We start from the raw sequence: 17,121 nt of genomic DNA on the forward strand, positions 1-17,121 counted from the left end.
GCCTTTTTTGTTTATCCCGCCTTTTGGGCTTCAGCCAGGAGGGTATCGCTGGTAAAGGAGCCCTCTTCCTGCAGCTCAAAGTAGGCTTTGACCTCGGCCGAGGCACTTTCCTGGTACAACCGGATCGCCTGACTCAATGCCTCTGGGGTGCGCATACGCGCAATCCACGAAGAAAACTCCAGCCTTAATCTGTCAGTCTGCAGCGATTGTGCAATCAGCCCGGCATCGGTGAACATGGACAACCACTCGCCGCTGGAGTAGTTCCGGACATGCGAGGTATCCCGCAACGCTTCCACCGTCTGTAACCAGATATCACGTACCGGATGACCCGGCGACATGATATCCATGATAATAACCAGCCCACCCGGCTTCAGCACCCGCTTAACTTCGCGCAACGCCTGGCCGACGTCATGCCAGTGGTGCGCCGAGTAGCGGCTGATCACAATATCAAACATTTCATCGTCAAAGGGTAATGATTCTGCATAGCCCTGACGGGTGGCAATATTATTCAGCCCCTTCTCGCTGGCTGCGGCGGCAACCACCTCCAGCATCTGGCTGGATAAGTCATATGCCGTCACCTGAGCCACCTGCTGCGCTGCTACAAAGCTGGCATGACCTGCCCCGCAGCCTAAATCAAGGATGCTGGCTTTCGGAAAATCAGCCAGACGTTCAGCCAGACGCTGCAAATCGCGCCCGGATGCGTGAACCGCGCTGGTGAGGTAGGCCTTAGCCTGAGAGCCAAACTGTTTTTCTACGTTGTCATGATGGGACTGTGTTGTCATTTTGCTGTCCTTCGGTTGATGAAAAATAAAGGGCAGCACCCGTACAGGCCTGCCCCACGGCAGACCTGACGCACCTCTATCTCTCAGGTTTGCCGGGACTGAATTCAACGAGTAGCGGATTGTGATCGGATGCGCGAGTGACCAGCACAGAGGCTTCACTCACGTTCAGACCACGATAGAAGACAAAATCGAGCGGACGACCAAAGGCCTTGCGCCGCTGGTCATCGGTAAAACGTACTTCGCGCAGCGACATCTCACGCGCAAAGCGATAAAGCGCATTCATTCGCGGACGGCTCCAGGCATTGAAATCGCCAGCCATAACCACCGGGCCGCTGTGATGGGCAATCTGATCGCCGATAGGCAGCAGCTGCTTGCTGTAGACATCCACGCCAAGGCTGAAGTTAACCGCGTGGATATTGACCACCATCAGCAGCCGGGTATCCGGCAGCGGATACACGGTGACCAGGGCGGATTTCGCCAGGCGCAGAAGCGGTTCGCGCTCGCGCAGTGGGCAGCAATAGACGGGATGAGCGGCAGAGAGCGTCATCACCCCTGACGGATGCTGGGGTAAGACAAATGCCGGCACCTGGTCAGCAGCGAGATAGTTAGTGGTCGCAAACCTGACCAGTTCAGGTGTGGTTTGCGCCTCCTGCAGCAGCACCAGATGAGCATCTTTACCAAAATTCTGCAGGACGGATAACCATTCGGCGCGTTGCTGTTTAAAGATATTCCATACCAGCACCCGAATTTTTTCGTCGCTGCTTAAAGGCGCACCCGCAGGCAATGCCTGGCCAATGCTCGCAAACGACCCCGGAGGTAAAATTCGCTCCGCTGGCTGTCCGGCAACATAACGCATGGCATAGGTATTTTTTCGCACGGTGTGAAACGACCCCTATCAACTTGAACCCGTCCAGAAACAGGAGCGGGTTCTAATGTTATAGGGTTTTCAGCTCACACTTTCAACGCTATTACTAAGAAACTACTGAGTTACTCAGATTCCGCTGAGCTGTTTTGTCGGTAAGTACTTACATAAAGTTATCCGAGAGTAACGCGCGCGGGCTTATCCAGACGACCACTCAGGCCAATCAACAGAAACGCCACGAGAACAATGACCGCCCCAATCCACGGCGTTTGCGACAGACCAAAATGCTCGACCGTCTGCCCACCAATAATGGAACCCAGGGCGATACCGACATTAAACGCGGCGATATTAAGACCGGAAGCAACATCCACGGCGTTGGGTGTATAGTGTTCGGCTTTCTGCACGACATAGACCTGTAAACCCGGTACGTTACCGAAGGCGAAGATCCCCATTACCAGTACCGTACCCAGCGCGGCATACTGTATGGAAGCGGTGAACTGGAAGACCAGTAAAAGCACTACCAGGGCAGCAAAGATAATTTTCAGCGCCGGGACTGCGCCATGCTTATCGGCCAGCTTTCCGCCCCAGATATTGCCGATCGCCACCGAAACGCCATAGCCCAGCAGGATCCAGCTTACTGCGCTCGGTGAGAACCCTGCCAGATCCTGCATCATTGGCGCCAGGAAGGTAAATGCGGTAAACACACCGCCATAGCCCAGCGCCGTAATGGCATAGATCATCAGCAGACGAGGATGAGTCAGCACTTTCAGCTGATCGCGCAGCGTCGCTGCCGCGCGTCCCGGAATAGTGGACGGGATCAGCACCAGACTGCTAATCAGCGCAATCACGCCCAGCAGAGAGACCGCGAGGAAGGTTTCACGCCAGCCAAAATGTTGCCCAATAAAGGTGCCCAGCGGTACACCTGTCACCAGGGCTACGGTTAAACCGCCAAACATAATGGCAATAGCAGAGGCCGCTTTCTCTTTCGGCACCAGGCTCGTCGCAATTGTCGAGCCGATGGAGAAGAAGACACCATGAGCCAGCCCCGTCAGGAGGCGGGCAATGACCAGGGTTGTATAATCAGGTGCCTGCCAGGCAAGGATGTTGCCTGCGGTAAACAGCACCATCAACGCCATCAGCAGCTGTTTACGCAGCAGACGGCCTGTGAGTGCGGTCAGTACCGGTGCGCCGATAGCCACACCGAGGGCATAGATAGAGACCAGTAAACCCGCCGAAGGCAGCGAGATGGCAAGTTGGTCAGCAATGGTAGGAACCAGACCTACAATAACAAATTCAGTCGTGCCGATTGCAAAGGCACTGATCGTCAGGGCAAGTAGCGCCAGAGGCATAAATAACTCCGTCTCATCAGGATTAAGATGACACGGAGTATGCGCCAGTGTTTAAATAACAAAAATGCTCAAAGTATCAATACAATTTTGCGGATAAAGCAACAATGAAAGCAACGTCTGAGGAGCTGGCGATATTTGTCGCCGTCGTTGAGAGCGGCAGTTTTAGCCGTGCCGCAGAACAGCTGGGACAGGCTAATTCAGCCGTCAGCCGCTCGGTGAAAAAGCTGGAGATGAAGCTGGGCGTCAGCCTGCTTAACCGGACGACCCGGCAACTGAGCCTGACCGAAGAAGGCGAACGCTATTTTCGCCGCGTGCAGTCTATTCTGCAGGAGATGGCCGCCGCAGAAACAGAGATCATGGAGACGCGCAGCACGCCACGCGGGCTTCTGCGTATCGATGCGGCGACGCCCGTGGTGCTGCATTTCCTGATGCCTTTAATTAAACCTTTCCGCGAACGTTATCCGGAAATGACGCTCTCTCTGGTTTCTTCAGAAACGTTTATCAACCTGATTGAGCGCAAGGTGGATGTGGCGATCCGCGCGGGGACGCTGACCGATTCCAGCCTGCGGGCACGCCCTCTGTTCACCAGTTATCGCAAAATCATCGCCTCCCCGGCCTATATTGCCCGCTTCGGCAAGCCTGAGACGATAGAGGAACTGAAGCAGCATCTCTGCCTGGGCTTTACGGAGCCGGTATCCCTTAATACATGGCCTCTCGCCTGCCATGATGGCCAGCTGCATGAAGTGGTTTGCGGTTTATCATCCAACAGCGGCGAGACGCTCAAACAGTTATGCCTTGAAGGAAATGGGATTGCCTGCCTGTCGGATTATATGATTGATAAAGAGATTGCGCGGGGGGAGTTAGTCGAGCTGATGGCAGACAAGCGCCTGCCGGTAGAGATGCCCTTCAGTGCGGTTTATTACAGTGACAGAGCGGTAAGCACCCGCATCCGGGCCTTTATTGATTTTCTGAGCGAGCATGTAAAACAGCTCCCGAAGGAGCTGTGAGAGGGTTCAGGGTACAGAGGGCGGGCTAGATTAGTCCCACTTCGGCGCCAGACCTTCCGGGCTAACCAGACGATCGTTGCAGTCAAGCGCCGCGATCGCTTTTTTATCATCCAGATCCAGCTTCAGATCCTGTGCCAGCAGATTGCTCGCCAGGTTTTCACGCTTGGTTGAAGACGGGATCACTGCATAACCTTCGCCCATCGCCCATGCCAGGATAACCTGTGCTGCGGTGGCATTATGCCTGGTAGCAATGCGCAGAATGGTTTCGTCTTTCAGAGCCTTACCGTAAGCCAGCGTCATGTAAGAAGTGATATGGATGCCATGCTGCTTCGCCCACTCCACCACCTGCCGGTTTTGCAGATAAGGGGATAGTTCGATCTGATTGGTGGCGATATTTTCTGCGCCAACTGCGGCAACTGCCCTTTCCATCAACGGGATAGTGAAGTTGGAGATACCAATTTCGCGCGTCAGTCCCTGCGTTTTAGCTTCCAGCAAAGCCTGCATAAATTCTTCAACGGACACCGCATCGTTCGGCGATGGCCAGTGAATCAGGGTCAGATCCACATAATCGGTGCGCAGCTTTTTCAGGCTCTCTTTCAGGCTTGGGATTAATTTCTCTTTGCTGAGGTTCTCAATCCAGATCTTGGTGGTAATAAAAAGTTCGTTACGCGGTACGCCGCTCTCTGCGATCGCCTGACCCACAGCGGCTTCGTTGTCGTAGATTTGGGCGGTATCAATCGTGCGATAACCCAGTTCGAGGGCAGTTTTAACGGATGCGATAACAACGTCGTCTTTCAGGCGGAAAGTGCCAAGACCGAATGCAGGGATAGACATGAAATTCCTCTTTTCTTCATCATGTTTGTTAATAAAGAGGATTATCTCTGGCGGGGATATGTGAAAAAAGATCGTATTAAGCAGAGGATTTTTGCGTTTACAGCAATAATCAAACAGCAGGCAAGAAAAAAGCCCTGAGCGTGAGCTCAGGGCTTCTTAATAAGTGGCGGAACGGACGGGACTCGAACCCGCGACCCCCTGCGTGACAGGCAGGTATTCTAACCGACTGAACTACCGCTCCACCGAATACTTCTACAACTACCGGTTTATTGCCCCGGTTTACTACGTAATTTGATGCCTGGCAGTTCCCTACTCTCGCATGGGGAGACCCCACACTACCATCGGCGCTACGGCGTTTCACTTCTGAGTTCGGCATGGGGTCAGGTGGGACCACCGCGCTACAGCCGCCAGGCAAATTCTTGGTGCTCTGTACGCAATACTTTATCGCATCAGCCGCGTTGGCTGCGCTCGTAAAGTCAGTCACATACTTCAGTATGCTCCTTTCTTTCCTTCGCTTGCCGCCTTGCTGCTGCGCAAACTATTGTGTACTTAACTCTGAATCAATGCTGAAAATTTTCTCAAACCCACCGAAACAGCTTCGGCGTTGTAAGGTTAAGCCTCACGGTTCATTAGTACCGGTTAGCTCAACGCATCGCTGCGCTTACACACCCGGCCTATCAACGTCGTCGTCTTCAACGTTCCTTCAGGCCCCTTAAAGGGTCAGGGAGAACTCATCTCGGGGCAAGTTTCGTGCTTAGATGCTTTCAGCACTTATCTCTTCCGCATTTAGCTACCGGGCAGTGCCATTGGCATGACAACCCGAACACCAGTGATGCGTCCACTCCGGTCCTCTCGTACTAGGAGCAGCCCCCCTCAATTCTCCAGCGCCCACGGCAGATAGGGACCGAACTGTCTCACGACGTTCTAAACCCAGCTCGCGTACCACTTTAAATGGCGAACAGCCATACCCTTGGGACCTACTTCAGCCCCAGGATGTGATGAGCCGACATCGAGGTGCCAAACACCGCCGTCGATATGAACTCTTGGGCGGTATCAGCCTGTTATCCCCGGAGTACCTTTTATCCGTTGAGCGATGGCCCTTCCATACAGAACCACCGGATCACTATGACCTGCTTTCGCACCTGCTCGAGCCGTCACTCTCGCAGTCAAGCCAGCTTATGCCATTGCACTAACCTCCTGATGTCCGACCAGGATTAGCTGACCTTCGTGCTCCTCCGTTACTCTTTAGGAGGAGACCGCCCCAGTCAAACTACCCACCAGACACTGTCCGCAACCCGGATTACGGGTCTACGTTAGAACACCAGCCATTAAAGGGTGGTATTTCAAGGACGGCTCCACGCAGACTGGCGTCCACGCTTCAAAGCCTCCCACCTATCCTACACATCAAGGACCAGTGTTCAGTGTCAAGCTATAGTAAAGGTTCACGGGGTCTTTCCGTCTTGCCGCGGGTACACTGCATCTTCACAGCGATTTCAATTTCACTGAGTCTCGGGTGGAGACAGCCTGGCCATCATTACGCCATTCGTGCAGGTCGGAACTTACCCGACAAGGAATTTCGCTACCTTAGGACCGTTATAGTTACGGCCGCCGTTTACCGGGGCTTCGATCAAGAGCTTCGCCTTACAGCTAACCCCATCAATTAACCTTCCGGCACCGGGCAGGCGTCACACCGTATACGTCCACTTTCGTGTTTGCACAGTGCTGTGTTTTTAATAAACAGTTGCAGCCAGCTGGTATCTTCGACTGATTTCAGCTCCACCCGCAGGGGCTTCACCTACATATCAGCGTGCCTTCTCCCGAAGTTACGGCACCATTTTGCCTAGTTCCTTCACCCGAGTTCTCTCAAGCGCCTTGGTATTCTCTACCTGACCACCTGTGTCGGTTTGGGGTACGATTTGGTGTTACCTGATGCTTAGAGGCTTTTCCTGGAAGCAGGGCATTTGTTGCTTCAGCACCGTAGTGCCTCGTCATCACACCTCAGCGTTAACAAGGTACCGGATTTACCTGGAACCTCCGCCTACATGCTTAAACCGGGACAACCGTCGCCCGGCCAACATAGCCTTCTCCGTCCCCCCTTCGCAGTAACACCGAGTACAGGAATATTAACCTGTTTCCCATCGACTACGCCTTTCGGCCTCGCCTTAGGGGTCGACTCACCCTGCCCCGATTAACGTTGGACAGGAACCCTTGGTCTTCCGGCGAGCGGGCTTTTCACCCGCTTTATCGTTACTTATGTCAGCATTCGCACTTCTGATACCTCCAGCATGCCTCACAGCACACCTTCGCAGGCTTACAGAACGCTCCCCTACCCAACAACACATAGTGTCGCTGCCGCAGCTTCGGTGCATGGTTTAGCCCCGTTACATCTTCCGCGCAGGCCGACTCGACCAGTGAGCTATTACGCTTTCTTTAAATGATGGCTGCTTCTAAGCCAACATCCTGGCTGTCTGTGCCTTCCCACATCGTTTCCCACTTAACCATGACTTTGGGACCTTAGCTGGCGGTATGGGTTGTTTCCCTCTTCACGACGGACGTTAGCACCCGCCGTGTGTCTCCCGTGATAACATTCTCCGGTATTCGCAGTTTGCATCGGGTTGGTAAGCCGGGATGGCCCCCTAGCCGAAACAGTGCTCTACCCCCGGAGATGAATTCACGAGGCGCTACCTAAATAGCTTTCGGGGAGAACCAGCTATCTCCCGGTTTGATTGGCCTTTCACCCCCAGCCACAGGTCATCCGCTAATTTTTCAACATTAGTCGGTTCGGTCCTCCAGTTAGTGTTACCCAACCTTCAACCTGCCCATGGCTAGATCACCGGGTTTCGGGTCTATACCCTGCAACTTAACGCCCAGTTAAGACTCGGTTTCCCTTCGGCTCCCCTATACGGTTAACCTTGCTACAGAATATAAGTCGCTGACCCATTATACAAAAGGTACGCAGTCACACCCGAAGGTGCTCCCACTGCTTGTACGTACACGGTTTCAGGTTCTTTTTCACTCCCCTCGCCGGGGTTCTTTTCGCCTTTCCCTCACGGTACTGGTTCACTATCGGTCAGTCAGGAGTATTTAGCCTTGGAGGATGGTCCCCCCATATTCAGACAGGATACCACGTGTCCCGCCCTACTCTTCGAGTTCACAGCAAGTGTGCTTTCGTGTACGGGAGTATCACCCTGTACCCTGCGACTTTCCAGACGCTTCCACTAACACACAAGCTGATTCAGACTCCGGGCTGCTCCCCGTTCGCTCGCCGCTACTGGGGGAATCTCGGTTGATTTCTTTTCCTCGGGGTACTTAGATGTTTCAGTTCCCCCGGTTCGCCTCGTTAGCCTATGTATTCAGCTAACGATAGTGTGACGAATCACACTGGGTTTCCCCATTCGGACATCGCCGGGTCAAGGGTTCATATCACCTCGCCGGCGCTTTTCGCAGATTAGCACGTCCTTCATCGCCTCTGACTGCCAGGGCATCCACCGTGTACGCTTAGTCGCTTAACCTCACAACCCGAAGCTGTTTCACTTCGCGTTGTGAAAATTTGAGAGACTCGAACACACCGCATTTCTGTTCTTATTACGGGGAACAGACACAGCGTGTCGTTTCAATTTTCAGCTTGATCCAGATTTTTAAAGAGCAAAACTTCGCAGCGCACCTTTTCAGGTACACTCTGAAGTTTTCAGGTTTTCGCAGTAAAGATGGTGGAGCTATGCGGGATCGAACCGCAGACCTCCTGCGTGCAAGGCAGGCGCTCTCCCAGCTGAGCTATAGCCCCATCGTGGTCTTCTCTGTACCGCCAATTTTTTCTGAGGCAAGGCGTGGTGACACGAAGCATACTGAAGTATGTGAGTGTCGCCGCAACGCAGCATCAGTAAAAATTTGGTAGGCCTGAGTGGACTTGAACCACCGACCTCACCCTTATCAGGGGTGCGCTCTAACCACCTGAGCTACAAGCCTGCAGAGATTTTTTACTGCTAATTTTCATCAGACAATCTGTGTGAGCACTGCAAAGGCAGGTTCTTTAAGGTAAGGAGGTGATCCAACCGCAGGTTCCCCTACGGTTACCTTGTTACGACTTCACCCCAGTCATGAATCACAAAGTGGTAAGCGCCCTCCCGAAGGTTAAGCTACCTACTTCTTTTGCAACCCACTCCCATGGTGTGACGGGCGGTGTGTACAAGGCCCGGGAACGTATTCACCGTAGCATTCTGATCTACGATTACTAGCGATTCCGACTTCATGGAGTCGAGTTGCAGACTCCAATCCGGACTACGACGCACTTTATGAGGTCCGCTTGCTCTCGCGAGGTCGCTTCTCTTTGTATGCGCCATTGTAGCACGTGTGTAGCCCTACTCGTAAGGGCCATGATGACTTGACGTCATCCCCACCTTCCTCCAGTTTATCACTGGCAGTCTCCTTTGAGTTCCCGGCCGGACCGCTGGCAACAAAGGATAAGGGTTGCGCTCGTTGCGGGACTTAACCCAACATTTCACAACACGAGCTGACGACAGCCATGCAGCACCTGTCTCAGAGTTCCCGAAGGCACCAAGCCATCTCTGGCAAGTTCTCTGGATGTCAAGAGTAGGTAAGGTTCTTCGCGTTGCATCGAATTAAACCACATGCTCCACCGCTTGTGCGGGCCCCCGTCAATTCATTTGAGTTTTAACCTTGCGGCCGTACTCCCCAGGCGGTCGACTTAACGCGTTAGCTCCGGAAGCCACGCCTCAAGGGCACAACCTCCAAGTCGACATCGTTTACGGCGTGGACTACCAGGGTATCTAATCCTGTTTGCTCCCCACGCTTTCGCACCTGAGCGTCAGTCTTTGTCCAGGGGGCCGCCTTCGCCACCGGTATTCCTCCAGATCTCTACGCATTTCACCGCTACACCTGGAATTCTACCCCCCTCTACAAGACTCAAGCCTGCCAGTTTCAAATGCAGTTCCCAGGTTGAGCCCGGGGATTTCACATCTGACTTAACAGACCGCCTGCGTGCGCTTTACGCCCAGTAATTCCGATTAACGCTTGCACCCTCCGTATTACCGCGGCTGCTGGCACGGAGTTAGCCGGTGCTTCTTCTGCGAGTAACGTCAATCACTGTGGTTATTAACCACAATGCCTTCCTCCTCGCTGAAAGTACTTTACAACCCGAAGGCCTTCTTCATACACGCGGCATGGCTGCATCAGGCTTGCGCCCATTGTGCAATATTCCCCACTGCTGCCTCCCGTAGGAGTCTGGACCGTGTCTCAGTTCCAGTGTGGCTGGTCATCCTCTCAGACCAGCTAGGGATCGTCGCCTAGGTGAGCCATTACCCCACCTACTAGCTAATCCCATCTGGGCACATCCGATGGCAAGAGGCCCGAAGGTCCCCCTCTTTGGTCTTGCGACGTTATGCGGTATTAGCTACCGTTTCCAGTAGTTATCCCCCTCCATCAGGCAGTTTCCCAGACATTACTCACCCGTCCGCCACTCGTCACCCGAGAGCAAGCTCTCTGTGCTACCGTTCGACTTGCATGTGTTAGGCCTGCCGCCAGCGTTCAATCTGAGCCATGATCAAACTCTTCAATTTAAGTTTGATGCTCGTGAATTAAACTTCGTAATGAATTACGTGTTCACTCAGAGACTTGGTATTCATTTTTCGTCCGAGGACGTTAAGAATCCATGTCACTTTGAGTGCCCACACAGATTGTCTGATAAATTGTTAAAGAGCAGTGCAACGCGGCTTTCGCTCACCGTTGCGAGGTGGCGTATATTACGCTTTCCTCTTTCAGAGTCAAGCGATTATTTTCGCTTTTCTCCTCAACCGGCCCGGCTGTCTGTGTGAATTGATTCACATCCGCCGTGTCGATGGAGGCGCATTATAGGGAGTTCTTCGGCGCTGACAAGCGGAAAAAGACAATTTTATTTCAACCGCTCACCTTTTCGCCACAACGCCTATTTTTGCTGCTTTTTGATGGTTTCCGGCAGCACTGCCAGGCTGTTAATCACGCAATCCGCTGCATTTTCCGCTTCAGGCGTGACAGGCTTGCCAGTACGCACCAGAATTTTATGACCCACGCCTGCCGCGGCAGCTGCCTGCATATCTTCCAGTTTATCGCCCACCATATATGAAGCGCTCATATCTATATGAAGGAACTCTTGTGCGGAAGTGAGCATACCCGGGTGTGGTTTTCGGCAATCACAGGTCTGGCGATACTCGTCTACGGTCCCCTGTGGGTGATGCGGACAATAATAGATACCGTCCAGATCAACGCCGCGATCCGCCAGTGACCAGTCCATCCATTCCGTTAAGGTCTCAAACTGTGCTTCGGTGAATTTACCGCGCGCGATACCTGACTGGTTGGTGACGATCACCAGCGCAAATCCCATCTCTTTTAATTCACGCATGGCTTCAATAACGCCATCGATGAATTCAAATTCGTCTATCTCATGCACATAACCATGATCGACATTAATTGTGCCGTCACGATCGAGAAAAATTGCGGGTACTGATTTTGCCACCGGTTTGCTCCTGAATAGGGATGTCTGCGTAGTATCTCATGTTTCACTGCGCAAGAAAGTGCTCATCGCGCAGAGTTGGATTGATTTAGACGTCTGGATGCCTTAACATCCGTTTTGTTGACGGTCATCGCCCGTATCAGGCAGCAGAAAATGCCACGGCTAACTTACATACGATAAAAATAATCTAATGATTAAACTTTCGAATATCACCAAAGTGTTCCAGCAAGGGAACCGTACCATTCAGGCGTTGAACAACGTTAGCCTGCATGTTCCGGCTGGACAGATTTATGGCGTCATTGGCGCCTCAGGTGCAGGTAAAAGTACGCTCATTCGTTGCGTTAACCTGCTTGAACGCCCGACTGAAGGCCACGTTCAGGTTGATGGTACGGAACTGACTACGCTTTCAGAAGCAGAACTGACTAAAGCCCGCCGCCAGATTGGCATGATCTTCCAGCACTTTAACCTGCTCTCTTCGCGCACCGTGTTTGGCAACGTTGCCCTGCCGCTGGAGCTGGATAACACGCCCAAAGACGAAATCAAACGTCGCGTCACCGAACTGCTGGATCTGGTCGGTCTGAGCGAGAAGCACGACACCTTCCCGGCCAACTTGTCCGGCGGACAAAAACAGCGCGTGGCGATTGCGCGTGCGCTGGCCAGTAATCCTAAAGTATTGCTCTGTGACGAAGCCACCAGCGCCCTGGATCCGGCAACGACCCGCTCGATTCTGGAGCTCTTAAAGGACATTAACCGTCGCCTGGGGCTGACCATCCTCCTTATTACGCACGAGATGGATGTGGTTAAGCGCATCTGCGACTGTGTGGCGGTGATAAGCCAGGGTGAACTGATTGAACAAGACACCGTCAGCGAAGTGTTCTCGCATCCGAAAACCCCACTGGCGCAGCAGTTTATTCAGGCCACGCTGCATCTGGATATTCCGGAAGACTATCTGGCACGTTTAAAGGCACAACCAGAAGCAAACAGCGTTCCAATGCTGCGGATGGAGTTTACCGGCAAGTCAGTGGATGCCCCGCTGCTGTCAGAAACTGCCCGCCGCTTCAATGTGAACAACAACATTATTAGCGCGCAGATGGATTACGCCGGTGGCGTGAAGTTCGGCATCATGCTGACTGAAATGCACGGTACGCAAGAAGATACGCAGGCGGCGATCGCCTGGCTGCAAGAGCATCATGTAAAAGTTGAGGTACTGGGTTATGTCTGAGGCAATGATGTGGTTGCTGGCACGCGGCGTATGGGAAACGCTGGCGATGACCTTCGTATCGGGCTTCTTCGGTTTTGTCATTGGTCTGCCGGTGGGCGTGCTGCTGTACGTTACCCGTCCGGGCCAGATAATTGAGAACGCAAAACTTTACCGCACGCTCTCCGCGCTGGTGAACATCTTCCGTTCCATTCCCTTCATCATTCTGTTGGTATGGATGATCCCCTTCACTCGCGTTATTGTGGGCACGTCCATTGGCCTGCAGGCTGCCATCGTCCCCCTGACCGTGGGCGCGGCACCGTTTATCGCCCGTATGGTTGAGAACGCGCTGTTAGAGATCCCATCGGGCCTGATTGAAGCGTCCCGCGCCATGGGTGCGACGCCGATGCAGATCGTTCGCAAGGTCTTACTGCCAGAAGCATTACCAGGTCTGGTCAACGCGGCCACCATCACGCTCATTACTCTGGTGGGTTACTCAGCGATGGGTGGTGCGGTAGGCGCCGGCGGTCTGGGACAGATCGGCTATCAGTATGGTTACATTGGCTACAATGCTACCGTTATGAATACCGTGCTGGTTCTGCTGGTTGTACTGGTTTATCTCATTCAATTCTCTGGCGATCGCATCGTCCGGGCTGTTACGCACAAATAACGTTACACAACACAAACTCGACGAGTTAAGGATAAAAACATGGCGTTTAAATTTAAGACCTTTGCTGCGGTAGGCGCGCTGATCGGCTCTCTGGCACTGGTAGGTTGTGGCCAGGACGAAAAAGATCCAAACCACATCAAAGTGGGTGTTATCGTCGGTGCGGAGCAGCAGGTTGCAGAGACGGCAGCGAAAGTGGCGAAAGAGAAGTATGGCCTGGACGTGGAGCTGGTGACGTTTAACGATTATGTACTGCCTAACGAAGCGCTGAGCAAAGGCGATATCGATGCTAACGCCTTCCAGCACAAACCGTACCTGGATCAGCAGATCAAAGATCGTGGCTACAAGCTGGTTGCGGTGGGCAATACTTTCGTTTACCCAATCGCGGGCTACTCCAAAAAAATCAAATCATTAGAAGAACTGCAGGACGGTTCTCAGGTAGCAGTACCTAACGATCCAACCAACCTTGGCCGTTCCCTGCTGCTGCTGCAGAAAGTGGGTCTGATTAAACTGAAAGATGGTGTTGGCCTGCTGCCGACCGTTCTGGACGTGACCGAGAATCCAAAAAACCTGAAAATTGTTGAGCTGGAAGCGCCACAGCTGCCACGTTCTCTGGATGATGCGCAGATCGCCCTGGCGGTTATCAACACCACTTACGCCAGCCAGATTAACCTGACGCCAGCGAAAGACGGTATCTTCGTGGAAGATAAAGACTCTCCGTACGTTAACCTGATCGTTACCCGCGAAGATAACAAAGATGCGGAAAACGTGAAGAAGTTCGTCCAGGCTTACCAGTCTGATGAAGTTTACCAGGAAGCAAACAAAGTCTTTAACGGTGGTGCAGTTAAAGGCTGGTAATCTTACCTTTGTGTAATATCATTCAGGACGGGCGTAAGCCCGTCTTGTCATTTATGCAGGCAACTGATTCAATATCTGACGATTTGATTATTCATTGAGGAAACAATATGCGTGCTTTACCGATCTGTCTTTTAGCACTGATGCTGAGCGGTTGTTCTATGCTAAGCAGATCTCCTGTTGAACCTGTTAAAAGCACAGCAACCCCGCCGAAAGTGGAGCCTGAAAAGCCAAAAGCACCACGTCCTGCGCCGGTCAGAATCTATACCAAGGCTGAAGATTTAGTGGGTAAACCGTTCCGCGATCTGGGTGAAGTCTCGGGCGAATCTTGCCAGGCCACCAACCAGGATTCTCCTCCAAATATCCCTACTGCACGTAAACGCATGCAGATCAATGCCTCTAAAATGAAGGCCAATGCGGTTCTGCTGCACAGCTGCGAAGTTACCAGCGGCACACCTGGCTGCTATCGTCAGGCCGTTTGCGTAGGTTCTGCCCTTAACGTCTCGGCGAAATGAGTGCATTCCAGTTCGAGCAGATAGGCGTTATTCGCTCACCCTATAAAGAGAAGTTTGCCGTGCCACGCCAGCCTGGTCTGGTGAAAAGCTGTAGCGGCGAACTTCACTTGCTCGCGCCCTATAATCAGGCCGATGCCGTGCGCGGACTGGAAGCGTTCAGCCACCTGTGGGTGCTGTTTATCTTTCATCAGACCATGGCTGGCGGCTGGCGCCCTACCGTGCGCCCACCTCGTCTCGGCGGTAACGCCCGAATGGGAGTGTTTGCCACGCGCTCGACCTTTCGTCCAAACCCTGTCGGTATGTCGCTCATCGAACTGAAAGGCATTCGCTGCCAGAAGGATCAGGTGATTCTGGAGCTTGGCAGCCTGGATCTGGTGGACGGTACGCCCGTAGTGGATATCAAACCTTACCTGCCCTTTGCAGAAGCCTTGCCGGATGCGCGTGCCAGCTACGCCCAGCAGGCCCCCCAGGCAGATACGCCGGTCTGGTTTACCGATGCGCTCACCCCCCAGTTGATCCAGCTGGAGAAGCGCTATCCTCGACTGCGGGAATTTATCATCGACGTGCTGGCCCAGGATCCCCGTCCGGCCTACCGTAAAGAGGAAGAGGCAGGGAAAACCTACGCCGTCCTGTTGCTGGATTTTAACGTTCGCTGGCGCGTTACCGCGGCGGGCTTTGAAGTGTTTGCCCTCGAGCCGCAGTAATTTTATCCTCTTCTCTTTTGGCATCTTTGCCACACTGGTAAACTAAACCACTTTTTTTGTGTCAGGCTGCCGGTCAGCCTGTTCCACTCTTCGAAATGGAACCGTAACAACATGCGTACTAGCCAATATCTGCTCTCCACTCTGAAGGAGACACCTGCCGACGCCGAGGTGATCAGCCACCAGCTGATGCTGCGCGCCGGGATGATCCGCAAGCTGGCCTCCGGGTTATACACCTGGTTGCCGACCGGCGTGCGCGTCCTGAAAAAAGTCGAAAACATCGTGCGTGAAGAGATGAATAACGCCGGTGCTATCGAGGTGTTAATGCCGGTAGTTCAGCCCTCTGAACTGTGGCAGGAGAGTGGTCGCTGGGAGCAGTATGGTCCGGAACTGCTGCGTATTGCCGATCGTGGCGATCGTCCATTCGTTCTCGGCCCAACGCATGAAGAGGTCATTACCGATCTGATCCGCAACGAGCTGAGCTCATACAAGCAGTTGCCGCTGAACTTCTTCCAGATCCAGACCAAATTCCGTGATGAAGTGCGTCCACGTTTTGGCGTCATGCGCTCTCGCGAATTCCTGATGAAAGATGCTTACTCTTTCCACACTTCTCAGGAATCGCTGCAGGAGACCTATGACAAGATGTACGAAGCGTACAGCAAAATCTTCTCCCGCATGGGGCTGGATTTCCGCGCCGTTCAGGCTGATACCGGTTCTATCGGCGGTAGCGCATCCCATGAGTTCCAGGTACTGGCACAGAGCGGTGAAGACGATGTGATCTTCTCTGACTCCTCTGATTACGCCGCGAACATTGAGTTTGCAGAAGCTCTGGCGCCAAAAGCGCCACGTGCTGCGGCAACCGAAGAGATGAAGCTGGTTGATACACCAAACGCGAAAACCATCGCCGAGCTGGTTGAGCAGTTCAATCTGCCGATCGAAAAAACGGTCAAAACCCTGCTGGTGAAATCCACCGAAGGCAGCGCCTACCCGCTGGTTGCTCTGCTGGTCCGTGGCGATCACGAGTTGAACGAAGTGAAAGCCGAGAAGCTGCCACAGGTTGCAAGCCCGTTAACCTTCGCAACGGAAGCGGAAATTCGCGCCGTCGTCAACGCGGGTCCAGGTTCTCTGGGTCCGGTGAATATGCCTGTTCCTGTTGTGGTTGACCGCACGGTCGCCGCGATGAGCGACTTCTCCGCTGGCGCGAACATCGACGGCAAACACTATTTCGGCATTAACTGGGATCGCGACGTCGCGACGCCAGAAGTGGCGGATATTCGTAACGTGGTGGCAGGCGATCCAAGCCCGGACGGCAACGGCACCCTGATGATCAAACGCGGTATCGAAGTCGGTCATATCTTCCAGCTGGGTGATAAATACTCCCGCGCGCTGAACGCCGCCGTTCAGGGTGAAGATGGCCGCAACCAGGTCCTGACCATGGGCTGCTACGGTATTGGTGTAACCCGTGTGGTTGCTGCCGCTATCGAGCAGAACTACGACGAGCGTGGCATCGTCTGGCCGGACAACATCGCTCCGTTCCAGGTGGCGATCCTGCCAATGAACATGCATAAGTCCTACCGTGTGCAGGAGCTGGCGGAAAAACTCTACAGCGAGCTGCGTGCGCAGGGTATCGAAGTGCTGATGGACGATCGTAAAGAGCGCCCAGGCGTGATGTTTGCGGATATGGAACTGATCGGCATTCCGCACACCATCGTGATCGGCGATCGTAACCTCGATAATGACGAAATCGAGTATAAGTATCGTCGTAACGGTGAGAAGCAGATGATTAAAACCGGTGACGTGCTTGAGTATTTAATCAAAAACATCAAAGGTTGATGTCGTAAGAGGC

11 protein-coding genes, 3 tRNA genes, 3 rRNA genes and 1 pseudogene are annotated in these 17,121 nt (G+C 53.4%); 7 read left to right on the top strand and 11 right to left on the bottom strand.

The genetic code is table 11. The annotated features are described in order from the left end of the window. Nucleotides 1-11 precede the first annotated feature (11 nt). The 3 genes from ACT3IC_RS05205 to ACT3IC_RS05215 all read right to left on the bottom strand — a co-directional run bounded on the left by ACT3IC_RS05205 (nucleotide 12) and on the right by ACT3IC_RS05215 (nucleotide 2,993). On the bottom strand, nucleotides 12-782 hold the full coding sequence (locus ACT3IC_RS05205; protein WP_159339670.1) for a class I SAM-dependent methyltransferase: 771 nt from the start codon (nucleotides 780-782) through the stop codon (nucleotides 12-14). A gap of 76 nt (nucleotides 783-858) precedes the next feature. Continuing rightward, complete coding sequence (locus ACT3IC_RS05210) at nucleotides 859-1,659, bottom strand: endonuclease/exonuclease/phosphatase family protein (protein ID WP_039032074.1); 801 nt, start codon at nucleotides 1,657-1,659, stop codon at nucleotides 859-861. Nucleotides 1,660-1,817: 158 nt separating this feature from the next. Further along, complete coding sequence (locus ACT3IC_RS05215; RefSeq protein ID WP_159339669.1) at nucleotides 1,818-2,993, bottom strand: MFS transporter; 1,176 nt, start codon at nucleotides 2,991-2,993, stop codon at nucleotides 1,818-1,820. 104 nt (nucleotides 2,994-3,097) lie between these two features. Here ACT3IC_RS05215 and yafC point away from each other — a divergent pair. Next, nucleotides 3,098-4,029: pseudogene (gene yafC, locus ACT3IC_RS05220) on the top strand (DNA-binding transcriptional regulator YafC). 1 nt (nucleotide 4,030) lies between these two features. Here the strand turns inward: yafC and dkgB are convergent. The 8 genes from dkgB to gmhB all read right to left on the bottom strand — a co-directional run bounded on the left by dkgB (nucleotide 4,031) and on the right by gmhB (nucleotide 11,342). Continuing rightward, entirely contained in the window at nucleotides 4,031-4,834 is an 804-nt protein-coding gene (gene dkgB, locus ACT3IC_RS05225) for a 2,5-didehydrogluconate reductase DkgB (RefSeq protein ID WP_103178361.1), read from the bottom strand. A gap of 164 nt (nucleotides 4,835-4,998) precedes the next feature. Continuing rightward, nucleotides 4,999-5,075, bottom strand: a tRNA-Asp gene (locus ACT3IC_RS05230). 55 nt (nucleotides 5,076-5,130) lie between these two features. Further along, a 5S ribosomal RNA gene (rrf, locus tag ACT3IC_RS05235) occupies nucleotides 5,131-5,246 on the bottom strand. Between the two features lie 196 nt (nucleotides 5,247-5,442). Further along, nucleotides 5,443-8,346: ribosomal RNA gene (locus tag ACT3IC_RS05240) — 23S ribosomal RNA — on the bottom strand. Between the two features lie 196 nt (nucleotides 8,347-8,542). After that, nucleotides 8,543-8,618 (bottom strand) — tRNA-Ala (locus ACT3IC_RS05245). A 105-nt stretch (nucleotides 8,619-8,723) separates the two neighbouring features. After that, a tRNA-Ile gene (locus ACT3IC_RS05250) sits at nucleotides 8,724-8,800 on the bottom strand. 70 nt (nucleotides 8,801-8,870) lie between these two features. Continuing rightward, nucleotides 8,871-10,410 (bottom strand): 16S ribosomal RNA (locus tag ACT3IC_RS05255). The 16S, 23S and 5S rRNA genes sit together here with 3 tRNA genes alongside, the layout of an rRNA operon. Nucleotides 10,411-10,775: 365 nt before the next feature. After that, on the bottom strand, nucleotides 10,776-11,342 hold the full coding sequence (gmhB, locus tag ACT3IC_RS05260; RefSeq protein ID WP_473476579.1) for a D-glycero-beta-D-manno-heptose 1,7-bisphosphate 7-phosphatase: 567 nt from the start codon (nucleotides 11,340-11,342) through the stop codon (nucleotides 10,776-10,778). Between the two features lie 187 nt (nucleotides 11,343-11,529). Between gmhB and metN the strand changes: the two genes are divergently transcribed. The 6 genes from metN (at nucleotide 11,530) to proS (ending at nucleotide 17,108) form a co-directional block, all read left to right on the top strand. After that, nucleotides 11,530-12,561, top strand: coding sequence for a methionine ABC transporter ATP-binding protein MetN (gene metN / locus ACT3IC_RS05265; RefSeq protein WP_103178359.1), 1,032 nt, complete (start codon nucleotides 11,530-11,532; stop codon nucleotides 12,559-12,561). Further along, the gene (locus ACT3IC_RS05270) at nucleotides 12,554-13,207 is read left to right on the top strand and encodes a methionine ABC transporter permease MetI (protein WP_039030285.1); all 654 of its coding nucleotides are present in this window, start codon (nucleotides 12,554-12,556) and stop codon (nucleotides 13,205-13,207) included. The genes metN and ACT3IC_RS05270 overlap by 8 nt, the downstream gene beginning before the upstream one ends. 39 nt (nucleotides 13,208-13,246) lie before the next feature. Further along, nucleotides 13,247-14,062, top strand: coding sequence for a methionine ABC transporter substrate-binding lipoprotein MetQ (gene metQ / locus ACT3IC_RS05275; RefSeq protein WP_039030286.1), 816 nt, complete (start codon nucleotides 13,247-13,249; stop codon nucleotides 14,060-14,062). A gap of 107 nt (nucleotides 14,063-14,169) precedes the next feature. Further along, nucleotides 14,170-14,574, top strand: coding sequence for an Rcs stress response system protein RcsF (gene rcsF / locus ACT3IC_RS05280; protein ID WP_103178358.1), 405 nt, complete (start codon nucleotides 14,170-14,172; stop codon nucleotides 14,572-14,574). Then, nucleotides 14,571-15,278, top strand: a complete 708-nt coding sequence (gene tsaA / locus ACT3IC_RS05285; protein WP_103178357.1) for a tRNA (N6-threonylcarbamoyladenosine(37)-N6)-methyltransferase TrmO — start codon at nucleotides 14,571-14,573, stop codon at nucleotides 15,276-15,278. The genes rcsF and tsaA overlap by 4 nt, the downstream gene beginning before the upstream one ends. A gap of 111 nt (nucleotides 15,279-15,389) precedes the next feature. After that, nucleotides 15,390-17,108 (top strand): proline--tRNA ligase, encoded by a 1,719-nt coding sequence (gene proS, locus ACT3IC_RS05290; protein WP_103178356.1) that lies wholly within the window; start codon nucleotides 15,390-15,392, stop codon nucleotides 17,106-17,108. The last annotated feature ends 13 nt before the right edge of the window (nucleotides 17,109-17,121 follow it).

Source organism: Leclercia sp. GHBNCSD (genome assembly GCF_055805075.1).

Bases quoted from the DNA above. Each gene is read 5' to 3' on its own strand.
- ACT3IC_RS05205 (WP_159339670.1), bottom strand. From the start codon at position 782: ATGACAACACAGTCCCATCATGACAACGTAGAAAAACAGTTTGGCTCT.
- ACT3IC_RS05215 (WP_159339669.1), bottom strand. From the start codon at position 2,993: ATGCCTCTGGCGCTACTTGCCCTGACGATCAGTGCCTTTGCAATCGGC.
- dkgB (WP_103178361.1), bottom strand. From the start codon at position 4,834: ATGTCTATCCCTGCATTCGGTCTTGGCACTTTCCGCCTGAAAGACGAC.
- metN (WP_103178359.1), top strand. From the start codon at position 11,530: ATGATTAAACTTTCGAATATCACCAAAGTGTTCCAGCAAGGGAACCGT.
- ACT3IC_RS05270 (WP_039030285.1), top strand. From the start codon at position 12,554: ATGTCTGAGGCAATGATGTGGTTGCTGGCACGCGGCGTATGGGAAACG.
- metQ (WP_039030286.1), top strand. From the start codon at position 13,247: ATGGCGTTTAAATTTAAGACCTTTGCTGCGGTAGGCGCGCTGATCGGC.
- rcsF (WP_103178358.1), top strand. From the start codon at position 14,170: ATGCGTGCTTTACCGATCTGTCTTTTAGCACTGATGCTGAGCGGTTGT.
- tsaA (WP_103178357.1), top strand. From the start codon at position 14,571: ATGAGTGCATTCCAGTTCGAGCAGATAGGCGTTATTCGCTCACCCTAT.
- proS (WP_103178356.1), top strand. From the start codon at position 15,390: ATGCGTACTAGCCAATATCTGCTCTCCACTCTGAAGGAGACACCTGCC.